This window comes from Kribbella sp. NPDC056345 (assembly GCF_042262745.1).
Taxonomy (GTDB): Bacteria; Actinomycetota; Actinomycetes; order Propionibacteriales; family Kribbellaceae; genus Kribbella.
Genome location: NZ_JBHJQQ010000001.1, coordinates 479,642 through 498,521, shown reverse-complemented (window position 1 = coordinate 498,521; position 18,880 = coordinate 479,642). Strand labels below are relative to the sequence as shown.

The window sequence follows — 18,880 nt, the reverse complement described above, 5'->3', positions numbered from 1 at the left end:
AAACTGCATGGAAGGGCGGAGGTGTTAACGCTAACTTTCACCGTCTGCCAGCACAATGGTGAACCGGGTGAACGCTACGTGTTCGGGTGGCGTCAGTCGTAAACTCGCGGTCGGGCGTAGAGTTTGGGCACCATCTGTCGATCCTGAGGACCTATGACCGACACCGTGCCATCGCAGAACAAGCGCCCACCCACGATCCACGACGTCGCCGCCCAGGCGGGGGTCTCTCGTGGCACGGTGTCACGCGTTCTGCAAGGTGGGCACAACGTCAGCCCGGCAAGCCACCGAGCGGTCGACGCCGCCATCCGCAAGCTGGGCTACGTGGTGAACCGGGCAGCCCGCAGCCTGGTGACCCGGCGCGCCGGCTCGGTCGCCTTCCTGCTGTCGGAGACGCAAGAACGGCTGTTCGAGGATCCCAACCTGGCCACCCTGCTGCGAGGATGCACGACCGCCCTCGCCGAGCACGACATCCCGCTCGTCCTGATCGCCGCGGGGACCGAGGCGGAGCGCCGACGCATCGCTCCCTACCTGTTGGCCCACCAGGTCGACGGTGCGTTGCTGTTCAACTCGAACCGCGGTACGCCGATGATCGACCTGCTACAGCGCGCCGGCCTGCCGTTCGTCTGCTGCGGCAAACCCCAGGACCAAAGCGGAACGATCTCCTACGTCGTCGCGGACGACCGCGAAGGCGCACGAACCATGATGCGCTACCTGGCCGACGCCGGCCGCAAACGCATCGCAACCATCGCCGGCCCGTCCGACGGCCCCGGAGGATCCGACCGGCTGCAGGGCTACCGCGACGTACTCACCGAGCGCAAGATCCGCTTCGACAAGCGGCTGGTCGCGACCGGCGACTACAGCCGGGCAAGCGGCGAGTCCTGCATGCGAGATCTCCTCAGCCGCGCCCCCGACCTCGACGCCGTCTTCGTCGCATCCGACCTCATGGCCGAAGGCGCCCTCCGCGCGATCGAGCGCGCCGGCCGCACCGTCCCCGACGACATCGCCGTCGGCGGTTTCGACGACTCCTCCGTAGCCACCGCAACAACCCCCACCCTGACCACGATGCGACAGCCATGGCAACGAATCAGCGAGATGATGGTCCGCCAGCTACTAGCCCAAATCGAAGGCGACGGCCCAGCCACAGTAATCCTCCCCACCGAACTGGTCGTCCGCGAATCAGCCTGACCCCCAGCTGCCCGGTACGCAACCGAGGCGCGCCCCCCGAACCGCCCCCGCTGGCTGCTGTGCCCGGGCGACCGATGGCGGTGCGGCTGCACTCGACTTGCCCACACGCCTAGGTGCCGGTGCCGGTTCTGATGGCGTTGATAATGCCTTGTTGGGTGACTGTGGTGGCGGATCGGTTGAAGAGGCCGAAGCCGTAGCGGCCGTTGACGCCGTTGTCCCAGTAGATGGTGGCGGCGCCGTACTTCTTGGAGGTGGCGGCGACGGCGCGGGCGAAGTCGGCTCGGTAGCGGTTGTTCGAGGAATCGAATGAGGTTTTGTCGATCGAGCCGTATTCGCCGACGACCACGGGGTAGCCGCGGACGACGAATTTGTCGTACATCAGCTTGAGTTGGGAGTCGAGGTAGTCTTCCTGGCCCCAGGTCGACTTCCGGGACGGGTCGGTCGAGCCGCGTCCCCACTGGGTGATCCTGGAGTTCTCTTCGCCGGCGAAGTCCCACGGGGCGTAGTAGTGCACGGAGATCATGATCCGTCGCTCGTTGCTGGGGATGGTGGGGGAGCGGTACTGGTCGGTTGGTACGACGAAGCCGTAGTTGCCGGCGGTGTAGTCGATGTTGGTGTTCCAGCCCGGGACGAGTAGCCAGCGCGAGCTGTTGTTGCCGCCTGCCCGTCGGACGGTGTCGACGAAGATCTGGTTGTAGGCGTTGATGTTGGAGTAGCACGGCTGGGTGGGGCGGCCGTACTGGCCGTCGAAGTTTTCGTTCATCGACTCGAGGATCAGCCGGTTGTCGTAGTTCTGGAATCTGGTGGCGATCTGCTGCCAGACTTTCTGGTACTTCGCCTTGATCGCGCTCTGGTTCGCTGCGTCGCAGATCAGCCAGGCGTAGGGAATGCTTTTGTAGCCGTCGCCGTGCATGTTGATGATGACGTAGAGCCCACGGCTGTGTGCGTAGTTGACCACCTGTTGCACGCGGTTCAGCCAGGCGGAGTTGATGGTGTAGTTCGGGCCGGCGCCGATGGTGCGCAGGTAGGAGACGGGGATCCGGATCGACTTGAAGCCGGCGGCTTTCACTTTGTCGATGAGGGCCTGGGTGACGGTCGGGTTGCCCCAGGCGGTCTCGCTCGGGTAGCCGTTGGAGTTGGCCTCGAGCTGGTTACCGAGGTTCCAGCCGGCACCCATGTCGGCCACGACCTGCGCGGCATTCAGCTGCGCGGCATGCAACTGCGGGGCGGGTGTCGCCGCCGCGGGTGCGGACACCGTGGCTGCCAGCAGCGCAGCGATGGCGACGAAACTCAGCTTTCTCGTTCTGGTGGTCATGCGACGTCCATTTCTAGGTGTCAGCGGTGTCGAAGAAGGAGCCACCCCCGGACCGGCGTCCTGAGCCGGTCCGAGGGTGACGTACTGGGGCGGCTCAGCTCAGGATGGATTCCCAGGTGGTGGAGCTCGAGCTGGCGTCGGCGGGCAGACGGTCGCGGGCGGCGGTGTCGGCGTACAGGCTCCAGCGCATCCAGTCCACGAACGTGTTGCGGGCGCGGGAGTCGCTGAAATAGCTGTTGTGGGTACCGCCGCGGAACGTGAGGAACGCTTTGGGGGCGGGGAGTTCGCGGTAGGCCTGGCGGGCGGACGAGTAGGGACAGGTGCTGTCCCGGTCGCCGTGGATGAACAGCACCTTCGCCCTGATCGAGGGCGACGGATTGCCCATGTCCACACAGGCCCAGGGAGCGGCGGCGACGATGCGCGAATCCGGCGCGATGGTCAGCAGGCCGTGCGTCGTCATGCCGCCCATCGAGTAGCCGGACGCACCGACGCCGACCGAGGTGTTGATGTGGCCTCGCAGCGGGTCGTTGGCGGTGTTCAACGCGAGGGTGCCGGTGATGGCCTGAGATGCGTCTCTGGACAGATTGCCGTTGTAGGCATCACCGATGGAGCTGCCGAAGTGCGGCGCGGGCACGATGAACCCGGCCGCTGCCAACGGACGGATGTGTCCGAGCGCGCCTTGTGGGCTGGCGCCGGAACCGTGTGTGTACTGGCAGATCGGGAAGATGCCATCGGCAACGGGTGCGTTGGTGGTCGGGCCACTGCCTGGCGTGCCTTTGGCGGGGTAGTAGACGTAGGTATTGACGCGACGGCTGCCGCGCCACCAGGTGTACTGGCGGACACCGACCGCGAATGGTGTGGTCGGTGCGCCGGCCAGCGCGCCGAGTGCCTGCCCGGCGCCGAGTGCGGTCAGGCCGGCGCCCGCGACTCCGGCGGCGCCGAGGCCGAGGAAAGTACGGCGTTGCATAGTCATGGGAACTCCAAGGAGGGGCGGCGGCAGGACAGCTCAGTTGCCGATGGCAAAGCTCGGGTGCGGCGGCTGGTTGTAGGCGGTGTTCTGCCAAGCCACGGCCACCCGGTACTGGCGGTCCTGCATCAGTGACGGCCGGGTGATCGATGTGCTGTCGGTGGTGGAGTAGATCCGCAGTGCCCGGTTGTCCGAGGTTCGCCAGATCACTTCTTCGCGCCAGTCGCCGAGGATGTCGGCCGACAGCGCCGGGGTCGACTTGGTGCCGTTGTTCGACGACACTCCCGAGCCGGTCAGCAGCCGGGTGTCACCGCTGGTGCCGTACTTGCTGATCTGCGTGCCGTCGAGCAGCTCGCGTTGTGCGTCGCCGTCCCACCAGACCACGAAGTTGATGGAGCTCGGCTTGCGCGAGGAGACCTGACCACCGGTGGTCGCACTGCGGAGGCCGCCGACCGATGCCGACCACGCTTCGGCGCCACGGTTGCCCGCCCAGATGTCCGCGGCAACAGCTCGGCCGTTGTCACAACCGCAGGAAGGTGCGCTCCAGATGATCTGGCCGGTGCGTGCGTCTCCCATCCAGTGCGTCGGTTCGCTCGTCCACTCGGAGGGCTTGAAGACCTCGAGTCCTGGGCGCGAGGGGATGAAGTCGCTGACGTGGTAGGCGTCGCCGTGGTGGGTGTTGTTCTGCCACAACCCGCGGCCGTTGTCGTCGATCGCCATCGAGCCGTACATGACCTCGTCGCGGCCGTCGGCGTCGACATCGGCAATGGACAGGTTGTGGTTGCCCTTCCCGGACCATTGGCTGCCGGCGCTGTTGGAGTCGAAGATCCAGCGCTGCGTCAGTGCGCCGTTGCGGTAGTCCCAGGCGACGATGACGGAACGGGTGTAGTAGCCCCGGGCCATGATGATGCTGGGCCGCGCGCCGTCCAGGTACGCCGTACCGGCTAGGAAGCGGTCGACGCGGTTGCCGTAGTTGTCGCCCCAGGAGGAGACGTTCCCGCGCGGCGGCTGGTAGTTGGCGGTCGCCAGTACGGCGCCGTCGGTGCCGCGGAACACGGACAGGAACTCGGGTCCGGTGAGGATGTATCCGCTGGAGTTGCGGTGGTCGGCTGATCCGTTGCCGATGACCTGGCCGGTGCCGGAGCGGGTGCCGTCGGCGGTCTTGACCGCGACCTCGGCCCGGCCGTCACCGTCGTAGTCGAAGACCTGGAACTGCGTGTAGTGCGCACCGGCCCGGATGTTGCGGCCCAGGTCGATCCGCCACAACCTGGTCCCGTTCAGCTTGTAGGCGTCCAGGTAGACGTTGCCGGTGTACCCGGACTGTGCGTTGTCGTGAGCGTTGGTCGGATCCCACTTCAGGATGATCTCGTACTGCCCGTCACCGTCCAGATCACCCACACTCGCGTCGTTCGCGACGTAGGTGTAGTTCTCCCCGGACGGCGTCCTGCCACCGGCCGGGATCTGGAGCGGAATGTCGCGAGTGCTGGCTTCGATGCCGGCCTCACCAGGAACGGCATTGAGTGTCAGCGACTCGTCCCCGGCGGTCTTGGCCGCGCGCTCGACCCCACCGACAACTGCCCGTACGACGTACTTCGCATCGGCAGGGGCGCCGGCGTCGACGTAACTCGTCGGGCCGCTGATCGGCGTACGGTTCACCTTCACGCCGTTGCGGTAGACGTTGAACGTGACGTCGGCCGGGTCATCGGCGAGCTGTCGCCAGCTGATCCGGTTGCCCTGACCGGTGTGGACGTTGATCACGCCCCGGTCCAGCTTGTCGGTCTGCGGCTGGGCCGCCTGCTGCGCGACCGGTGTGGGCGGGGAACTGACGGCGCCCGCCAGGTTCGGTGTCAATCCGGCCGCCACGACGCCGACGACTGCGAGGGCCAGCCGCTGTCTGATGGTGAATCTGGACATGAAGGAACCCTTCTGGAGAGGTTTCGTGGTGTCAGCGCAGGCAGATGGTCAGCGGCAGGTTCAGCTCGCGAATCGCGGGTGCGCTGCCATCGAACGTGCTGGGCCCAGGCGGTGGACCCCGGCACGATCGCGATCGCACCGAAAGGCCTGTTGACTGTCTTGGAGGGCGGTTCCAGGCATGGGGCGATACCTCTTCCGTGGATGGGGCGGACCACGAGTCAGGGCCGTGAACGTGCACAGTTTCCGACGCCACGGGGCTTCCCATGATGAAAACTTAAGTCACCGGGCATGGCAAGAGCTTGGCGCAAGAAAGTGTGAACGTGCACAGCAGTCACCCAGGCAGTTGGGCAAGAGAACGCGGAGATGCCGGCCAGGTCCGGGTGGCCATGGGAATCGGTTGCATTGTCTCAGGCGGCGAAGACCTGGGAGTCGTCGGCGAATGCTTTGAACTCGAGGGCGTTGCCGGCGGGGTCGAGCAGGAACATCGTCCACTGCTCGCCGGTCTGCCCCTGGAAGCGGACGTAGGGCTCGATGACGAACGTCGTACCGGCGTCGCGCAGGCGGCCGGCGAGCTGTTCGAAGGCTGGGACCGTGAGGATCAGGCCGAAGTGCGGGACCGGTACGTCGTGGCCGTCGACCGGGTTGTGGATGCGTTGGGCACGCGTCGGGGCGAGGTGGGTGACGAACTGGTGGCCGTGCAGGTTCCAGTCGATCCAGGTGTCGGAGCTGCGGCCCTGGGTGAGGCCGAGAACCTCGCCGTAGAAGTGGCGGGCTGCGGTCAGGTCGTCGACCGGCACGGCCAGGTGGAACCGGGGGATCGGGGAGTCGAGCACGGTCATGGCAACGCCTCTCTGTCCTAATGTTAACATTGCGACAATGATGGAACGTTAGCATCAGGGCGCCAGGGAGGGGCAAGGCAGACGTGAGTGATCAGAGCAAGGTGAGCCCGGCCCGGCGCCGGGGGCTGGCGGACGAGGTCGCGGACCGCATCCGCGAGGCGATCTTCAGCGGCGCCTACGCACCCGGGGCCCAGTTGCGCGAGGTGGAACTCTCCGGCGTGATGGATGTCAGCCGGGGTCCGGTGCGGGAAGGGCTGCGGCTCCTGGAGCGGGAGGGGCTGGTCCGGGTTGCCTGGCACCGCGGTGCGACGGTCACCACCTTGTCCGCCATCGATGTCGCGGAGCTGCACACTCTGCGCGGCGCGCTGGAGGACCTCGCCGTTCGCCACGTCGTTGACCGGGCCACGGACGAGGACCTGAATCTCCTCGAGAAGACCGCGGCAGCGATGGACCGGGCGGATGATCCGCACGAGATGGTGCGCTGCGACATCGCCTTCCACGATGCTGTCTTCGCCGCGGCCGGACATCAGCGCCTGGCTGAGGCCTGGGACGCGATCCGGTGTCAGGTCCACCTCTTCCTGCTGACCCGGATCAACCTCAGTACCGAGGACTACCTCGGCCTCGTCCCCGGCGAACACCACGGCCTCGTTTCCGCGCTGCGTGCCCGGGATGCCGACACTGCCCTCGCCCTCTTCGCCGCGCATCGCCGCAACGCCTTCGAAGTCATCACGTCCGGCTGACGGACCGTGTGGACTGATGGCGTGGGTTGTGGTTACAGGCTGATGCGCATTCGCTACGATGCGGACTACTGCACGGGCGGCGTCGAGGAGTTTCTATGAGTGATCAAAGCGATGACACTGAAGTAGACATGGTGGAGCGACTCAATCTGGGCGTGCCGCACGGTGCCCGGGTCTATGACTACTTCCTGGGCGGCAAGACGAACTTCGCGCCGGACCGCGCCGCCGCCGAGCACCTGCTCGAGGCGTTCCCCGGATTCCGTACGGCGGCGCAGTCGAACCGGATGTGGATGCACCGAGCGGCCCGGTACGTCGCCGAGCAGGGCATCACGCAGTTCCTCGACATCGGTACCGGCATCCCCACCAGCCCGAATCTGCACGAGGTCGTGCAGGAGGTCGTGCCGGAGGCGAACGTCGTCTACGTGGACAACGACCCGATCGTGCTCGCCCACTCCCGGGCACTGCTGGTCAGCAACCCCCAGGGCCGGACGGCGTACCTCGAGGCGGACATCAGCGACCCGCAGGCGATCCTCGACTCCGAGGAGGTCCGCGAGGTCCTCGACCTGAGCAAGCCGGTCGCGCTGAGCATCGTCGGTGTCTTCCACTACCTCCCCGACGAGGCGAAGCCCTACGAGCTGCTCCAGGAGCTGGTCGACGCGCTGGCACCCGGTTCGTACCTGCTCTTCTCCCACTGCACACCGGACTTCGCCCCCGAGATGTGGGAGCAGGCGATCCAGGTCTACAAGGCCGACGGTGGCGACGCGCAGGTCCGCAGCCGCGAGGAGATCGAGCGCTTCTTCGCCGGCCTGGAGCTGGTCGAGCCCGGCGTCGAGGTCCCGTACCGCTGGCACCCCGACGCGGAGACCGAGCGCCTGGTCGACAACGGCACCTTCAACGACATCAGCTGCAGCCTCTGGGTAGGAGTCGGCAAGAAGCCGTAACAGCCTGACATCAGCCGGCCGAGCGAGCATAGTCTCCACCCATGCTCGTCTCGGTCAGCGCCGGACCACACCGGTTCGAGGTCATCCCCGCACTTCGCTATCAGCGGCATCCGGATCGCCCACCGTGGGAATCCGACCTCCACCTCGACCTGCTCGTTCCACGTGTCGCAAGCCGCACCCCGCTGGCCATCTACTTCCACGGCGGTGGATGGCGATCGGGCGGACGAGAGCTCGCGATGTATCCGTGGATCAGTCCACTGCTCGCCGCTAACGGCATTGCCGCGGCCAGCGTCAGCTGTCGGCTGACCACCAGCGATCCCTTCCCGGCCCAGCTCGACGATGCCCGAGCCGCAGTCCGCTGGCTCCGCAGCCAGGCCGATGCCTACAACTTCGACGCTGGCCGGATTGCGGTCTGGGGAGATTCCGCGGGTGGGCACTTGGCGCTTCTGCTCGCCACCCAACGCCCGACGGACGAGGATCCCGCCGTACAGGCTGCTGTTGCTCGCTGCGCACCGACTGACTTCCGTGGCTGGCACCTGGCCGACGAGAACGAACCCGGATCGGTCTTTCACGGCCTCTTCGGCGGACCCAACACCACCAACAGCCGGCTGCGAGCCGCGGCGAGCCCGGCGTACCACCTCGACCTGAGCGGCTCGGTCCCGCCGCCGATCCTGCTGTGTCACGGCGACCGCGACGAGACCGTTCCGTACAGCCAGAGTCTCGACTTCGCTGAGCGGGTCCGATCCCTGGGCGGTGACCTCACCCTCCGCACCATCCCCGGCGGACACCACAACCTGAGCGGCGACCCCCATGCGCCCTGGACCGACCAGCCCTGGGAAGAGCTCGGTTACGAGGCCCTGCGCTTCTTTCAACGCCACGTGTAGCGGGTCCGGGGACTCTGGTGCCCGGGACGTCAGGCGGCTGACGGTGAGGTCCTGGTACTTCCGAGACTAAGGACTTCGCTATGACTGAGACGGTGCCGCAGGTGGGTGTCGAGGTGAGGCGGCCGGGCGGGCTGCTGCTGATTGCTCTTGTTCCTTTGGCTGCGTTCATGGGGTTGGCGCATCTGACGGTGGATGGTTCGGCGGGTGCGATGACGGCGGCGCAGGTGGATGCGCGGGCGTTGCCGTGGATGGTGGTCGCGGTGCTGTGGATCGCGCCGGTGATGTTGGCCGCGTTCGCGTTCCGGGCGATCGGGGGAAGGATGGTGCGTTTGCCGGCAGCCATGGGTATCGGGCTTTCGGTGGCGTACGTCGCGGCGCAGGCCGGTGTGGTGTGGATCGATCAGGCGGAGAGGCTCGCCGATAGCTCGCTCCTGCCGTTGGCGATTCTGCTGAGTCTGCTGGCGTGGTGGGCAGTGGATGTGGCTGCCGTGCTCACGTGCCTGCGACTGGCCAAGAACAGCAGGACGGCGCTGGTGATCGGCGTACTGACTGCGGTGTTCCTGGTACTGGAGGTCGCGATCTACCTGCCGGCGTTGATCGGCGGACAGAAGCTGGTCGACACGGTCGGACTGCCGCCGATGGTGCTGCCGGTGTTGTGGGCGGTTCTCGGCTGGTCGCTCAGGCGCCGGGGTAGCCGGCTTCACGGGCGATGACGACCAGGTGGGTGCGGTCGCGGGCGTGCAGCTTGGCGAGGATGTTCGAGACGTAGTTGCGGACTGTCTTCGCGGTGAGGCCGAGCCGGCGGGCGATCTCCTCGTTGGACCGTCCCTGGACGAGTTCGGCGAGGAGTTCGTGCTCGCGTTCGGTGAGCTCGCGGAACGGCAGTTCGGGCCGGCCCGGCGGGTGGAGGATGTGCTCGTGCATCCGGGCGGCGGCCTGCGGGCCGAGGACCGCGGAGCCACCGTGGACCGAGGTGATCGCGCGGACGAGTTCGTCGACGGACGCATCCTTGAGCAGGTAACCCCGGGCGCCTGCCCGCAACGCCGGTACGACGGAGTCGTCGTCGTTCATGGTGAGAACCAGTACGGCGATCCCGGGCTGATCGGCGATCAGTTGCCTGGTCGCCGCGATCCCACCCATCCCGGGCATCCGGAGATCCATCAGCACCACGTCGGGCCGCAGTACCGGGATCAGTTCGAGAGCTTCCTCGCCCGTTGCCGCTTCGCCGGCGACCGTCACCTCGTCGGCCCGGGTAGCGAGGAGTGTCTTGACGCCCTCACGGTAGAACAGGTGGTCGTCGACGACCAGGACGCGGATCGCGCTCATCGTTCCCCTTCCCGCAACGGCAGTACGGCGAGCACGCGGGTACCGCCGCCCGGCTCGGCCGTGACCTCACAAGTACCGCCCAGTTCATCGGCGCGGTCGCGCATCGACCGCAGTCCGGTCCCGGGCCGCGGTTCGGCCGGCAGGCCAGTACCGTCGTCGACGACCGAGATGGTCAGCTCCCGATCACTGGCCGAGAGGCTGACCGTTGCTCGCGTGGCCGAGGCGTGCCGGGCGACGTTCGTCAATGCTTCGACAGCAATCCGGTACGCCGCGGTCTCCACGGCGGAAGGCAGCGGGGGCAACGCGGTCGTGTCGACATCGACGGATCCGAGATTTGGCAGCTGTGCGGCCCGCGCTTCGATCGCAGCACCTAGACCGAGTTCGAGCTCAGGGGGATGGAGTGCCCGGACCAGGGAGCGGATGTCGTCGATCACCAACCGGGTCTGCTCACCGACCTCGGCGAGCAGTCTGTCGGCGGCCTCAGGCTCGGTCTTCGCCATCGACCGAGCCAGATCGACCCGCTGGTAGAGACTGGCCAGCGTCGGGCCGAGCCCGTCATGGAGATCGCGCTGGAGGCGCCGCCGTTCGTCCTCGCGGGCATCCAGGATCCGCTCCCGTGAACGGCGCAGATCGTCGTTGAGCGTGGCGGCGCGGATCGCTGCGCCGGCCTGCCTGGCCAACCCGTCGAGCAGGTCACGATCGGTCGCGGTCAGGTTGTCCCCGGGCGCGCCGACCACCAGCAACTCTCCGAGTTGTTGCTCTTGCCAACGAAGTGGGAAAACCTCCGGCCGGCCCACCGTCGGCACCGGGTTTCCGGGTGGCCAGCTCGCGGTCAGTGCGGAGGCCGTCACGGTGGCCGATGCGTACGGCAACTTCAGCGCTACACAGACCTCGCGGACGAGCGTCTCCAGTACCTGATCCGGTGGCAGCACGGATTCGAGCCGGCGACCGAGATCGGTCAGTACGGCGTACGGCTCCTTCCGGCGGCCGTAGACGAACCGGTCGACCGCTCGTTGCGCGCGGGTGCGGACGGGCTGGAAGCCGACGCCGAGCAGCACCGCCAACGCCATCGGTCCGATCAGCTCGCTGTCCCGCCACCACCACGTTCCGGCGACCGTCACGAGGGCGTAGGCAAGACCGACCAGGCCGGCCAGAACGACGTACACCAAGGTGCGGTTGACCCAGACGTCGACGTCGTACAAACGGAAGCGCAAGATGCCCACGGCAACCGCCGCCGGGATCAGCGCGGCAATCAGGTAGCTGGCCAGATACGCCACCACGCTGGTCAGCAGCCCTCGCCGGCTGACCTCGTCAAGTAGTCCGTGGACCGGTGTGGCCAGCACCAGCAACACGTATCCGAACCACAGCACCAAGGCGGCAACCACGCCGCGAGTCTGGGTGCGCTGCTCCGGCGACGAGATCTTCCGGTACCGGTACACCGCGGCCCACGCAGCCGACCCGAACAGTGGAACCGTCGGAAGCGACTGCAGTGGGCCGGCGGGATCATCGAAACCCAACCAGGACACAAACAGCAGGTACGGCAGCAGCAACGCCCACGCCAGCAGGGCCCATCGCCCCCACCGCGGCCGGATCCGGCCGTCCGGAAACACGTACATCAGCGGGAACAGCGACACCCAGGCCAAGCCTTGTAGTCCGTAGAGCAAGTCGCCGGACCACCCGCCCAGCTCGCTCCGGAGGACTCCGGGAATCGCGCCGTTCATCGTGCCGAACAACCCCAGCACGACCGCCGCGTAACACCGGAACCACGAGTCCGCACGCCGGAGCAGAAGCAACGCGGCGGTCAGCCCGGCGACCGCGGGCAGCAGTTGCAAGGCCAGGAAGTACCCCTGCAACCACTGCACCGGTATGTCACCAGCAGCAGCCCGCAGCCCAGCCTCCGTCCACGACCCTGTCAGCGTCGCCAGCACCGGCTCCGGCCGGTCCGAGGCAGCCCCGAGCACCACCCCCCAACCGAACAACACCGCACAAAGCCCCACCAGACCCAGCGCGGCCGGGCGACCGAAGCGTGCAGCGGCCGTCATGAGGGAACGTTAACCGTCCCGGCGTCCCGGGCAACAGGGCCTCAGCGGTCTCAGGTGACAGCGGGCCAGCCGGTGGAGGTCCAGGTGAGCCAGTTGATGCCGAGGAGCGGTGTGCCGTTGTCGGCGTAGTAGTGGTAGACGAGGATGTCGTGGTCGGTGTCGGCGAAGACGTCTTGGTGGCCGGGGCCGTGGATCGCGCCGTGAGAGGCGAGGATCTCGGTTCCGCCGCCTGAGTTCAGGTCGGTGCCGTTGCGGTCGCGGTAGGGGCCGGTGACTGTGGTGGAGCGGCCGACCATGACGCGGTAGGTGCTGTCGGCGCCGCGGCAGCAGTAGTCGAAGGACACGAACAGGTAGTAGTAGTTGCCGCGTTTGACGATGTTCGGCGCTTCGATCGGGCCGCCGTTGCGACCGGCCAGGGCGCGCAGGGTGGAGTCTGCGCGCAGCCCGGTCGAGGGGTTGAGGGCGATCAGCTTGATTCCGGACCAGAACGAGCCGAACGAGAGCCACCAGCGGCCCTGGTCGTCGACGACGAGGTCGGGGTCGATGGCGTTGAAGTTGTCGGTACTGCGGGACTCGACGACCAGGCCGCGGTGTGTCCAGGTGCCGGAGTTGCCGCTGGGACTGGTGGCCAGGAAGATCGCCGACCGGTTGGAGCCGAAGGTGGAAGCCGAGTAGTACATGTAGTACTGGCCGTTGCGGTAGGAGATGTCGGGGGCCCACAGGTGTGCGCTGCCGTTGGTGTAGGTGGTCGTCCAGGGTGCGCCGCCTGGGAAGGCGGATCCGGCGTTGCGGAAGGCGGTCCGGTCGGTGGAGGTCTTCAGGGAGATGTTGTCACCGGTGTGCGCGACCAGGTAGCCACCACCTGGTCGCTTGACGACACTTGGGTCGTGCACTCCGATGTCTCCGGTGACATGGCCGGGTCCTGGGTAGGCGGCCCAGGCGTTGGGGGCCAACACGGTCGTTACCGCAAGTGCTGCGGCGAGAAGGAAGGCGAAACGGCGCATGGTGTCCTCGATCCGTAGGGGCGGTTACGGGCGTACTGAGGTCAGGCGGACAAGCTGAGTGCGCTCCAGCTGATGGCGGGCAAGGTGATGGTCAGCTTGCCGTCGACCAGTTGGGCTGAGTCGAAGGGCTGGGCGGTGACGCGGTCCGGTGCGGCCGCGGAGTTGGTGGCGAGGGGGTCGTTGTCGTGGATGATGACGGCTTCGTCGATCGAGCTCACCCCGAGCCGGCCGAGATCGACGGTGATCTCGATGGGTCCTTCGGTGGATCGGTTGACGACGAACAGCGCCAGCCGGCCCTCGTCGTACGTCGCGATCGCGTCGATGGCCGTCACTTCGCCGTGCTTCTCCGTGGTAACGGTGGGAGATTCGGTCTCGACCCGCAGGACCTGCCCGGCGGCGAGCCGTGAGGTGATGGCGAACGGGTGGAAGATCGGCTGCCGCCAGGCCGCACCGCCGGGCTCGGTCATGATCGGGGCGATCACATTGGCCAGCTGGGCAAGACACGCGACCGCAACCCGGTCACTGTGCCGGAGCAAGGAGATCAACAGGTTGCCGACGACAACGGCATCCGTGACGTTGTACTCGTCCTCGATCCGCCGCGGCGCGACCTCCCACGCGTCCGCCGGGCCGTCGGTCCGGCGGGAGCGATCGCCGTACCAGACGTTCCACTCGTCGAAGGAGATGCCGATGCGTTTGCTGCTCTTGAGCTCGGCGCCGACGTGGTCCGCGGTCGCCGTGACGGAGTCGATGAAGTGATCCATGTCGACGGCCGAGGCAAGGAACGAAGCGGTGTCGCCGTCGTCGTTGCCGTAGTAGGCATGGCAGGAGATGTAGTCGACGAACTCGTAGGTCTCACGCAGTACGTCGCGCTCCCAGGTACCGAACAGCGGCATCTTCGACGACGACGAGCCGCAGGCGACGAGCTGCAGATCCGGTTCGACCATCCGCATCGCGCGGGCCGTCTCGGCCGCGAGCCGTCCGTACTCGGCCGGAGTCTTGTGCCCGACCTGCCACGGTCCGTCGAGTTCGTTGCCCAGGCACCACAACTTGACCCCGTACGGCGAGGCGCCGTGCTGCGCGCGCAGTTCGGACAACGCCGTACCGTCGGGGTGGTTGGTGTACTCGAGCAGGTCAAGTGCCTCCTGCACGCCACGGGTGCCCAGGTTGAGCGCCATCATCGGCTCCACCCCGGCCTTGGCGCACCAGCGCATGAATTCGTCCAGCCCGAACTCGTTGGTCTCGATGCTGTGCCAGGCAAGGTCGAGCCGTCGCGGCCGGCCGTCCCGCGGACCGACACCGTCCTCCCAGCGGTACCCGGAGACGAAGTTGCCGCCCGGGTAGCGGACGACCGAAGCGCCGAGCTCGCGCGTCAGCTCGAGGACGTCCTTGCGGAAGCCGTCCTCGTCGGCGGTCGCGTGGCCGGGCTCGTAGATCCCGGTGTAGACACAACGTCCCATGTGTTCGACGAAGGTCCCGAAGGTCCGGCGGTTCACCGGCGCGATCGAGAAGGCGGGATCGATGGTCAGGTGGGCAGTAGGCACCGGGTTGCTCCTGTCAGCAGGTGTCATGGTGGAGGTAAGGGTCATCCCTTGATGCCGGCGTCGCCGACCCCGCGGACCACCTGGCGCTGGAACAGCGCGTAGACGATCAGCAGGGGCAGGCCGCCCAGCACGGCCGAGGCCATGATCTGGGCGTAACGCAGGCCATACGAACCTTGGACGTTCGCGAGCCCGACCGGGATCGTCATCATCGACGGGTCGGTGGTCACGATGAAGGGCCAGAGAAAGTTGTTCCAGGCACCGATGAAGGTGAAGATGCCGACGGCAACGAGAATGGGGCGGGACATCGGCACCATCACGCTCCAGACGATCCGCCGGCGGGACGCGCCGTCGACCCGGGCCGCGTCCTCGTAGTCGCGGGAGATGCCGTCGAAGAACTTCTTCAGGACGAACACCATCACCGGAGCGACGACCTGCGGCAGCACGATGCCCCAGTAGGTGTCGACGAGTCCGAGGCTGGTCATCTCCTGGAACAGCGGCACGATCAGCACCTGTGGCGGCACCAGGATGCCGGCGACGACCAGGCCGAAGAGGACTCGCCGTCCGGGGAACTCGTTGCGGGAGAAGCCGAACGCGGCGAGGACGGAGACGAGCAGCGTCAAGACGGTGACCAGCACCGACACCACGCTGCTGTTGACGAACCAGCGGATGAGATCGCCCTGGTCGAGGACGCTGCGGTACGCGTCCCCGGTCGGCGTTGCGGGCACCCACGTGATCGGCGACCGGGTGGTCTCCGACTCCGGCTTGAGCGACGTACTCACGGCCCACAGCAGCGGAATCAGCCAGATGACCCCCAAGATCGACGCACCGACAGCGGTGGCGACCTTCGGGAACGTCCAGGTCGACCTCATGCGCTGTCCTCCTTCGAACCGGAGAACAACTTGAACTGCAGTACGGCCACCACCACGATGATCGCGAAGAACATGTACGAGATCGCCGAGGCGTAACCGATCCGGTAGTTCGTGAAGCCGTTCTGGTAGATGTACTGGATGATCGGCCGGGTCGCGTAGTTCGGGCCGCCGTTGGTCATCAGGTAGATCTGGTCGAAGATCTTCAGCGAAGCCACCAGCTGCAGTACGGCGATCAGCCCGGTCGTCCGGCGCAGCAGCGGCAACGTGATCCGGAACAGCTTCTGCCGCTCACTCGCACCATCGATGTCCGCCGCCTCGTAGACCTGCTCCGGAATCCCTTGCAGAGCGGCCAGATAGAGCAGGAAGTTGAACCCGACCGTCCACCAGACGGTCGTGATCACCACCGCGAGCATCGCCCGGTTCTCGGTGTTCAGCCAATCGATCTCCGCGAACCCACCGGCCGTCAGCAGCCCGTTCACCAGGCCGAACCCCGGCTCGTAGATCCAGACCCAGATCAGTGTGACGACCGTGGCCGGGAGCACGAACGGAGCGAAGTACGCGAACCGCAACAGCCATCCGAGGACGCCGGTCCGATTGGCGAGCAGGGCCATCACGAGCGCGATGATCACCAGCGGCGGCGTGCTCATCGCGGTGAAGATCAGCGTGTTCTTGAGCGACGACCAGACCGCGGAGTCGCTGAACATCTCACGCCAGTTCTGCAGACCGAGGAACTCCTGCTCGACACCGGCCAGGCTCGTGTTGAAGAAGCTGTTCCACAACCCGGAGATGGTCGGCCACACCAGGAACACCGCGAACAGGAGCAAGAACGGACCGACGAAGAACAGTCCGGCCCAGCGTTCCTGCCAAGGTTTGCGCGAGGACATCTGTACCTCCTAGACCGGGGACGGGGTGTCGAGGAGCTTCTGGGTTGCCGCCTTGAACTGCGCGAGCGCGGCCTGAGGTGTCGTCTGTCCGGAGAAGACGCCGCTGAACGCCGCACCGGCCTCGTTCTGCAGTTGCGCCCCGGAGCCGCTGAACCAGGCGTCCGGGTCGTAGAAGACGTTGGGCGCGACGCTGCGGTACTCCGCCTGTGGCTTGAGACTCACGTATTCCTGGCTCGTGACGACAGGCTGGTACGCCGGGATGTGGCCGCCGACCGCCCATTCCGTACTGTGCTTGAGCATCCACGCGATGTACTCGACCGTCGCCTTGGTATCAGCACGGTTCCGGTTCGCCTGGTGCGGCAGGACGAACGTGTGGGCGTCACCGGCGAACTTGGGAACGTCGTACAGGACAGGGAAGGGCGCCATACTGAACGGGAGTTTCGCCGTCTGGTAGGTCGTCACCTCCCACTCGCCGTTGAAGCTCAGACCGGCCTCGCCGTTGCTGAACTGCGCAACCAGCGCGGGATAGTTGGCCGAGCGCGGAGTGAGTCCGTCGGCTGCGAGTTTCGCCATCAACGACAGGGCTTCGAGCGCTTTGTCGTCATCGAGCGCCAGGTGCTGTCCGGACTCGTCGAGGAACTTGCCTTCGAGCTGACCGTAGAGCGTCCACCACATCCGCCAGGGGTTGGTGGTTTCCACCGAGGCGGCGAACTTGCCCGTCGTCTCCTTGACCGCCTGGAGCATCTCGAGGAACGCGGGTACGCCGGTCACCGGTTTCAGCCGGCCGTCGGCCGCGAGCAGCCCGGCCTTCTCGCAGATCTCGGTGTTGTAGTACAGAACGAACGGGTGCTGGTCGAGCGGTACGGCGTACAGGACGCCGTCGACGTGGCACCGCTGCCAGATCTCCGGCAGGAAGTCGGACTCGCTGATGCCGGCCTCGTTGAGCAGGTCGAGGGGGATCGGATCGAGCATGGTTGTCGGGCTGAAACCCTTCAGCCGGGACAGGTGCAGGGTGGCGATCTCAGGGGCGCGCCCACCGGCCGCCGACATCGCGAGCTTGGTGTAGAACGGCGGTCCCCACGCGAGCGTGTGGGCCTCGAACCGGACGTCCGGGTGTTCCGCGACGTACTGCTGGTGAATCTGCTGCAGGCGGGCGCCGTCACCGCCGCCGAAGAGGTTCCACTCGCGGACCCGGGCCTGCGACTGCAGGCCGGTACAGCCGGTCAGGGACAGGGCGCCGGCGCCGAGAAGTCCACCAAGTACTGCTCGGCGACGGGGTCGCTGTGTAGTCCAAATTCGGGGGGCGGAGCCGTCGGGCATAGCAGGGTTCCTCCGGCCTTCTACATCGGTGTAGTACATCGGTGTAGAAAGGATGCATGCCAGCCTTCAGCCGGTCAAGACGTCAGCTGCGGGTCGACTCGCGGACGTGCAGCTGGTACGGCGCGACGAGCTCCTCGTGCTCCGACGTGTCGCCGCCCATCCGCCGGACGAGGAGGTCGACCGCGGTCCGGGCGATGTGCACCCGGTTGGGATCGACGGTCGTCAGGGTCGGCGTGCTGTACTCGGCCTCGTCGATGTTGTCGAACCCCGCCACCGCGATGTCGTGCGGAATGCGGAGGCCGTGCGCGGTGATCGCGCGGATCGCGCCGAGCGCGAGGGTGTCGTTCAGAGCGAAGACTGCATCGAAGTCGGACGTGCGGGAGAACAGGTCGTTCATGGCATCGGCCCCACTCGAGCGGTGCCACTGACCGCCCGAGACGGCCAGCTCCTCCAGGACCGGTACGCCGTACTCCTCGTGGGCCTCGATATAGGCGCGGTGCCGGATGGCGGCCGTGCCGATCTGCTCGGTCGGCTTGCTGCCGAGCAGCGCGATCCGGCGCCGGCCCTGGTCGAGCAGATGCCTGACCACGGCCTTGGTCCCCTCCACGTTGTCGATCATCACGTGGTCGACGGGACCGTGAAAGATCCGCTCGCCGAGCAGCACCATCGGACTGTGGGTAGGCAGTGCGTCGACGTCCTCCTGGCCCAGCCCGAGCGGGCTGTAGAGCAGGCCGTCGACCAGGTGGCCGCCGGGACGCGAGAGCGCGGTCAGCTCACGCTGGCGGTCGGCGTTTGTGGTCTCGATCATCACCGTCAGCCCGTGCTCGCCGGCAGCTGCGATGGCCGCGTCGGCCAGCTCCGCGAAGTACGGGTTGCTCAGCTCGGGCAGCACGAGTGCGATGACACCAGTCCGGCCGGACTTCAGCGTCCGCGCCGAGATGTTCACCCGATAGCCGAGGTCGTCGATCGCCGCGAGGACCTTGATCCGGGTCTCTTCCCGGATGTACGGGTAGTCGTTCATCACGTTCGAGACCGTCTTCGGTGAAACCCCCGCATGCCGCGCGACGTCCCGCATCGTCACCGCCACCAGCGCACCTCCCAGCCACCGCTCA

At 66.8% G+C, this 18,880-nt stretch carries 17 protein-coding genes; 5 read left to right on the top strand and 12 right to left on the bottom strand.

Translation table 11 applies throughout. The annotated features are described in order from the left end of the window. Positions 1-153 precede the first annotated feature (153 nt). Positions 154-1,185 (top strand): LacI family DNA-binding transcriptional regulator, encoded by a 1,032-nt coding sequence (locus ACFCV3_RS02330; protein WP_376025339.1) that lies wholly within the window; start codon positions 154-156, stop codon positions 1,183-1,185. A 109-nt stretch (positions 1,186-1,294) separates the two neighbouring features. Here ACFCV3_RS02330 and ACFCV3_RS02325 read toward each other — a convergent pair whose 3' ends face one another. The 4 genes from ACFCV3_RS02325 to ACFCV3_RS02310 form a co-directional block, all read right to left on the bottom strand. Then, on the bottom strand, positions 1,295-2,500 hold the full coding sequence (locus ACFCV3_RS02325) for a glycoside hydrolase family 5 protein (protein WP_376025337.1): 1,206 nt from the start codon (positions 2,498-2,500) through the stop codon (positions 1,295-1,297). 94 nt (positions 2,501-2,594) lie between these two features. Then, on the bottom strand, positions 2,595-3,473 hold the full coding sequence (locus ACFCV3_RS02320; RefSeq protein ID WP_376025335.1) for an alpha/beta hydrolase family protein: 879 nt from the start codon (positions 3,471-3,473) through the stop codon (positions 2,595-2,597). A 33-nt stretch (positions 3,474-3,506) separates the two neighbouring features. Then, on the bottom strand, positions 3,507-5,381 hold the full coding sequence (locus ACFCV3_RS02315) for a rhamnogalacturonan lyase (RefSeq protein ID WP_376025333.1): 1,875 nt from the start codon (positions 5,379-5,381) through the stop codon (positions 3,507-3,509). A gap of 407 nt (positions 5,382-5,788) precedes the next feature. After that, entirely contained in the window at positions 5,789-6,220 is a 432-nt protein-coding gene (locus ACFCV3_RS02310) for a VOC family protein (RefSeq protein WP_376025332.1), read from the bottom strand. A gap of 83 nt (positions 6,221-6,303) precedes the next feature. Here ACFCV3_RS02310 and ACFCV3_RS02305 point away from each other — a divergent pair, with 83 nt between their 5' ends. From ACFCV3_RS02305 to ACFCV3_RS02290, 4 genes are all read left to right on the top strand, one after another. Beyond that, complete coding sequence (locus ACFCV3_RS02305; RefSeq protein ID WP_376025330.1) at positions 6,304-6,960, top strand: GntR family transcriptional regulator; 657 nt, start codon at positions 6,304-6,306, stop codon at positions 6,958-6,960. Between the two features lie 95 nt (positions 6,961-7,055). Further along, positions 7,056-7,898 (top strand): SAM-dependent methyltransferase, encoded by an 843-nt coding sequence (locus ACFCV3_RS02300; RefSeq protein ID WP_376025329.1) that lies wholly within the window; start codon positions 7,056-7,058, stop codon positions 7,896-7,898. Between the two features lie 41 nt (positions 7,899-7,939). Next, a complete protein-coding gene (locus ACFCV3_RS02295; RefSeq protein WP_376025327.1) occupies positions 7,940-8,782 on the top strand; it encodes an alpha/beta hydrolase fold domain-containing protein in 843 nt (280 codons plus the stop codon). Between the two features lie 80 nt (positions 8,783-8,862). After that, on the top strand, positions 8,863-9,495 hold the full coding sequence (locus tag ACFCV3_RS02290; protein WP_376025325.1) for a hypothetical protein: 633 nt from the start codon (positions 8,863-8,865) through the stop codon (positions 9,493-9,495). On the opposite strand, the gene ACFCV3_RS02285 is transcribed toward ACFCV3_RS02290, so the two are convergent. The 8 genes from ACFCV3_RS02285 to ACFCV3_RS02250 all read right to left on the bottom strand — a co-directional run bounded on the left by ACFCV3_RS02285 (position 9,461) and on the right by ACFCV3_RS02250 (position 18,855). After that, a complete protein-coding gene (locus tag ACFCV3_RS02285; protein ID WP_376025324.1) occupies positions 9,461-10,108 on the bottom strand; it encodes a response regulator in 648 nt (215 codons plus the stop codon). The two genes, ACFCV3_RS02290 and ACFCV3_RS02285, sit on opposite strands and share 35 nt — an antisense overlap. Continuing rightward, the gene (locus ACFCV3_RS02280; RefSeq protein WP_376025323.1) at positions 10,105-12,150 is read right to left on the bottom strand and encodes a sensor histidine kinase; all 2,046 of its coding nucleotides are present in this window, start codon (positions 12,148-12,150) and stop codon (positions 10,105-10,107) included. The genes ACFCV3_RS02285 and ACFCV3_RS02280 overlap by 4 nt, the downstream gene beginning before the upstream one ends. Positions 12,151-12,200: 50 nt before the next feature. Continuing rightward, positions 12,201-13,154: an arabinan endo-1,5-alpha-L-arabinosidase gene (locus tag ACFCV3_RS02275; RefSeq protein WP_376025321.1), complete on the bottom strand. Its 954-nt coding sequence runs from the start codon at positions 13,152-13,154 to the stop codon at positions 12,201-12,203. A 41-nt stretch (positions 13,155-13,195) separates the two neighbouring features. Then, complete coding sequence (locus tag ACFCV3_RS02270; protein ID WP_376025320.1) at positions 13,196-14,722, bottom strand: alpha-N-arabinofuranosidase; 1,527 nt, start codon at positions 14,720-14,722, stop codon at positions 13,196-13,198. Positions 14,723-14,736: 14 nt separating this feature from the next. After that, positions 14,737-15,564 carry a carbohydrate ABC transporter permease gene (locus tag ACFCV3_RS02265; protein WP_376025319.1) on the bottom strand — a complete coding sequence of 276 codons (828 nt, stop codon included), beginning with the start codon at positions 15,562-15,564 and terminating at the stop codon, positions 14,737-14,739. Continuing rightward, positions 15,561-16,448 (bottom strand): carbohydrate ABC transporter permease, encoded by an 888-nt coding sequence (locus ACFCV3_RS02260; protein ID WP_376025317.1) that lies wholly within the window; start codon positions 16,446-16,448, stop codon positions 15,561-15,563. The genes ACFCV3_RS02265 and ACFCV3_RS02260 overlap by 4 nt, the downstream gene beginning before the upstream one ends. Before the next feature lie 9 nt (positions 16,449-16,457). Continuing rightward, positions 16,458-17,768, bottom strand: coding sequence for an extracellular solute-binding protein (locus tag ACFCV3_RS02255; protein ID WP_376025315.1), 1,311 nt, complete (start codon positions 17,766-17,768; stop codon positions 16,458-16,460). Between the two features lie 82 nt (positions 17,769-17,850). Continuing rightward, positions 17,851-18,855, bottom strand: coding sequence for a LacI family DNA-binding transcriptional regulator (locus ACFCV3_RS02250; RefSeq protein ID WP_376025313.1), 1,005 nt, complete (start codon positions 18,853-18,855; stop codon positions 17,851-17,853). Positions 18,856-18,880: the final 25 nt, after the last annotated feature.

Excerpts from the sequence above, each read along its gene's own strand:
- ACFCV3_RS02315 (WP_376025333.1), bottom strand. The coding sequence starts at position 5,381 with ATGTCCAGATTCACCATCAGACAGCGGCTGGCCCTCGCAGTCGTCGGC.
- ACFCV3_RS02295 (WP_376025327.1), top strand. The coding sequence starts at position 7,940 with ATGCTCGTCTCGGTCAGCGCCGGACCACACCGGTTCGAGGTCATCCCC.
- ACFCV3_RS02255 (WP_376025315.1), bottom strand. The coding sequence starts at position 17,768 with ATGCCCGACGGCTCCGCCCCCCGAATTTGGACTACACAGCGACCCCGT.
- ACFCV3_RS02300 (WP_376025329.1), top strand. The coding sequence starts at position 7,056 with ATGAGTGATCAAAGCGATGACACTGAAGTAGACATGGTGGAGCGACTC.
- ACFCV3_RS02270 (WP_376025320.1), bottom strand. The coding sequence starts at position 14,722 with ATGACACCTGCTGACAGGAGCAACCCGGTGCCTACTGCCCACCTGACC.
- ACFCV3_RS02330 (WP_376025339.1), top strand. The coding sequence starts at position 154 with ATGACCGACACCGTGCCATCGCAGAACAAGCGCCCACCCACGATCCAC.
- ACFCV3_RS02320 (WP_376025335.1), bottom strand. The coding sequence starts at position 3,473 with ATGACTATGCAACGCCGTACTTTCCTCGGCCTCGGCGCCGCCGGAGTC.
- ACFCV3_RS02310 (WP_376025332.1), bottom strand. The coding sequence starts at position 6,220 with ATGACCGTGCTCGACTCCCCGATCCCCCGGTTCCACCTGGCCGTGCCG.
- ACFCV3_RS02325 (WP_376025337.1), bottom strand. The coding sequence starts at position 2,500 with ATGACCACCAGAACGAGAAAGCTGAGTTTCGTCGCCATCGCTGCGCTG.
- ACFCV3_RS02275 (WP_376025321.1), bottom strand. The coding sequence starts at position 13,154 with ATGCGCCGTTTCGCCTTCCTTCTCGCCGCAGCACTTGCGGTAACGACC.
- ACFCV3_RS02285 (WP_376025324.1), bottom strand. The coding sequence starts at position 10,108 with ATGAGCGCGATCCGCGTCCTGGTCGTCGACGACCACCTGTTCTACCGT.
- ACFCV3_RS02265 (WP_376025319.1), bottom strand. The coding sequence starts at position 15,564 with ATGAGGTCGACCTGGACGTTCCCGAAGGTCGCCACCGCTGTCGGTGCG.
- ACFCV3_RS02280 (WP_376025323.1), bottom strand. The coding sequence starts at position 12,150 with ATGACGGCCGCTGCACGCTTCGGTCGCCCGGCCGCGCTGGGTCTGGTG.
- ACFCV3_RS02290 (WP_376025325.1), top strand. The coding sequence starts at position 8,863 with ATGACTGAGACGGTGCCGCAGGTGGGTGTCGAGGTGAGGCGGCCGGGC.
- ACFCV3_RS02260 (WP_376025317.1), bottom strand. The coding sequence starts at position 16,448 with ATGTCCTCGCGCAAACCTTGGCAGGAACGCTGGGCCGGACTGTTCTTC.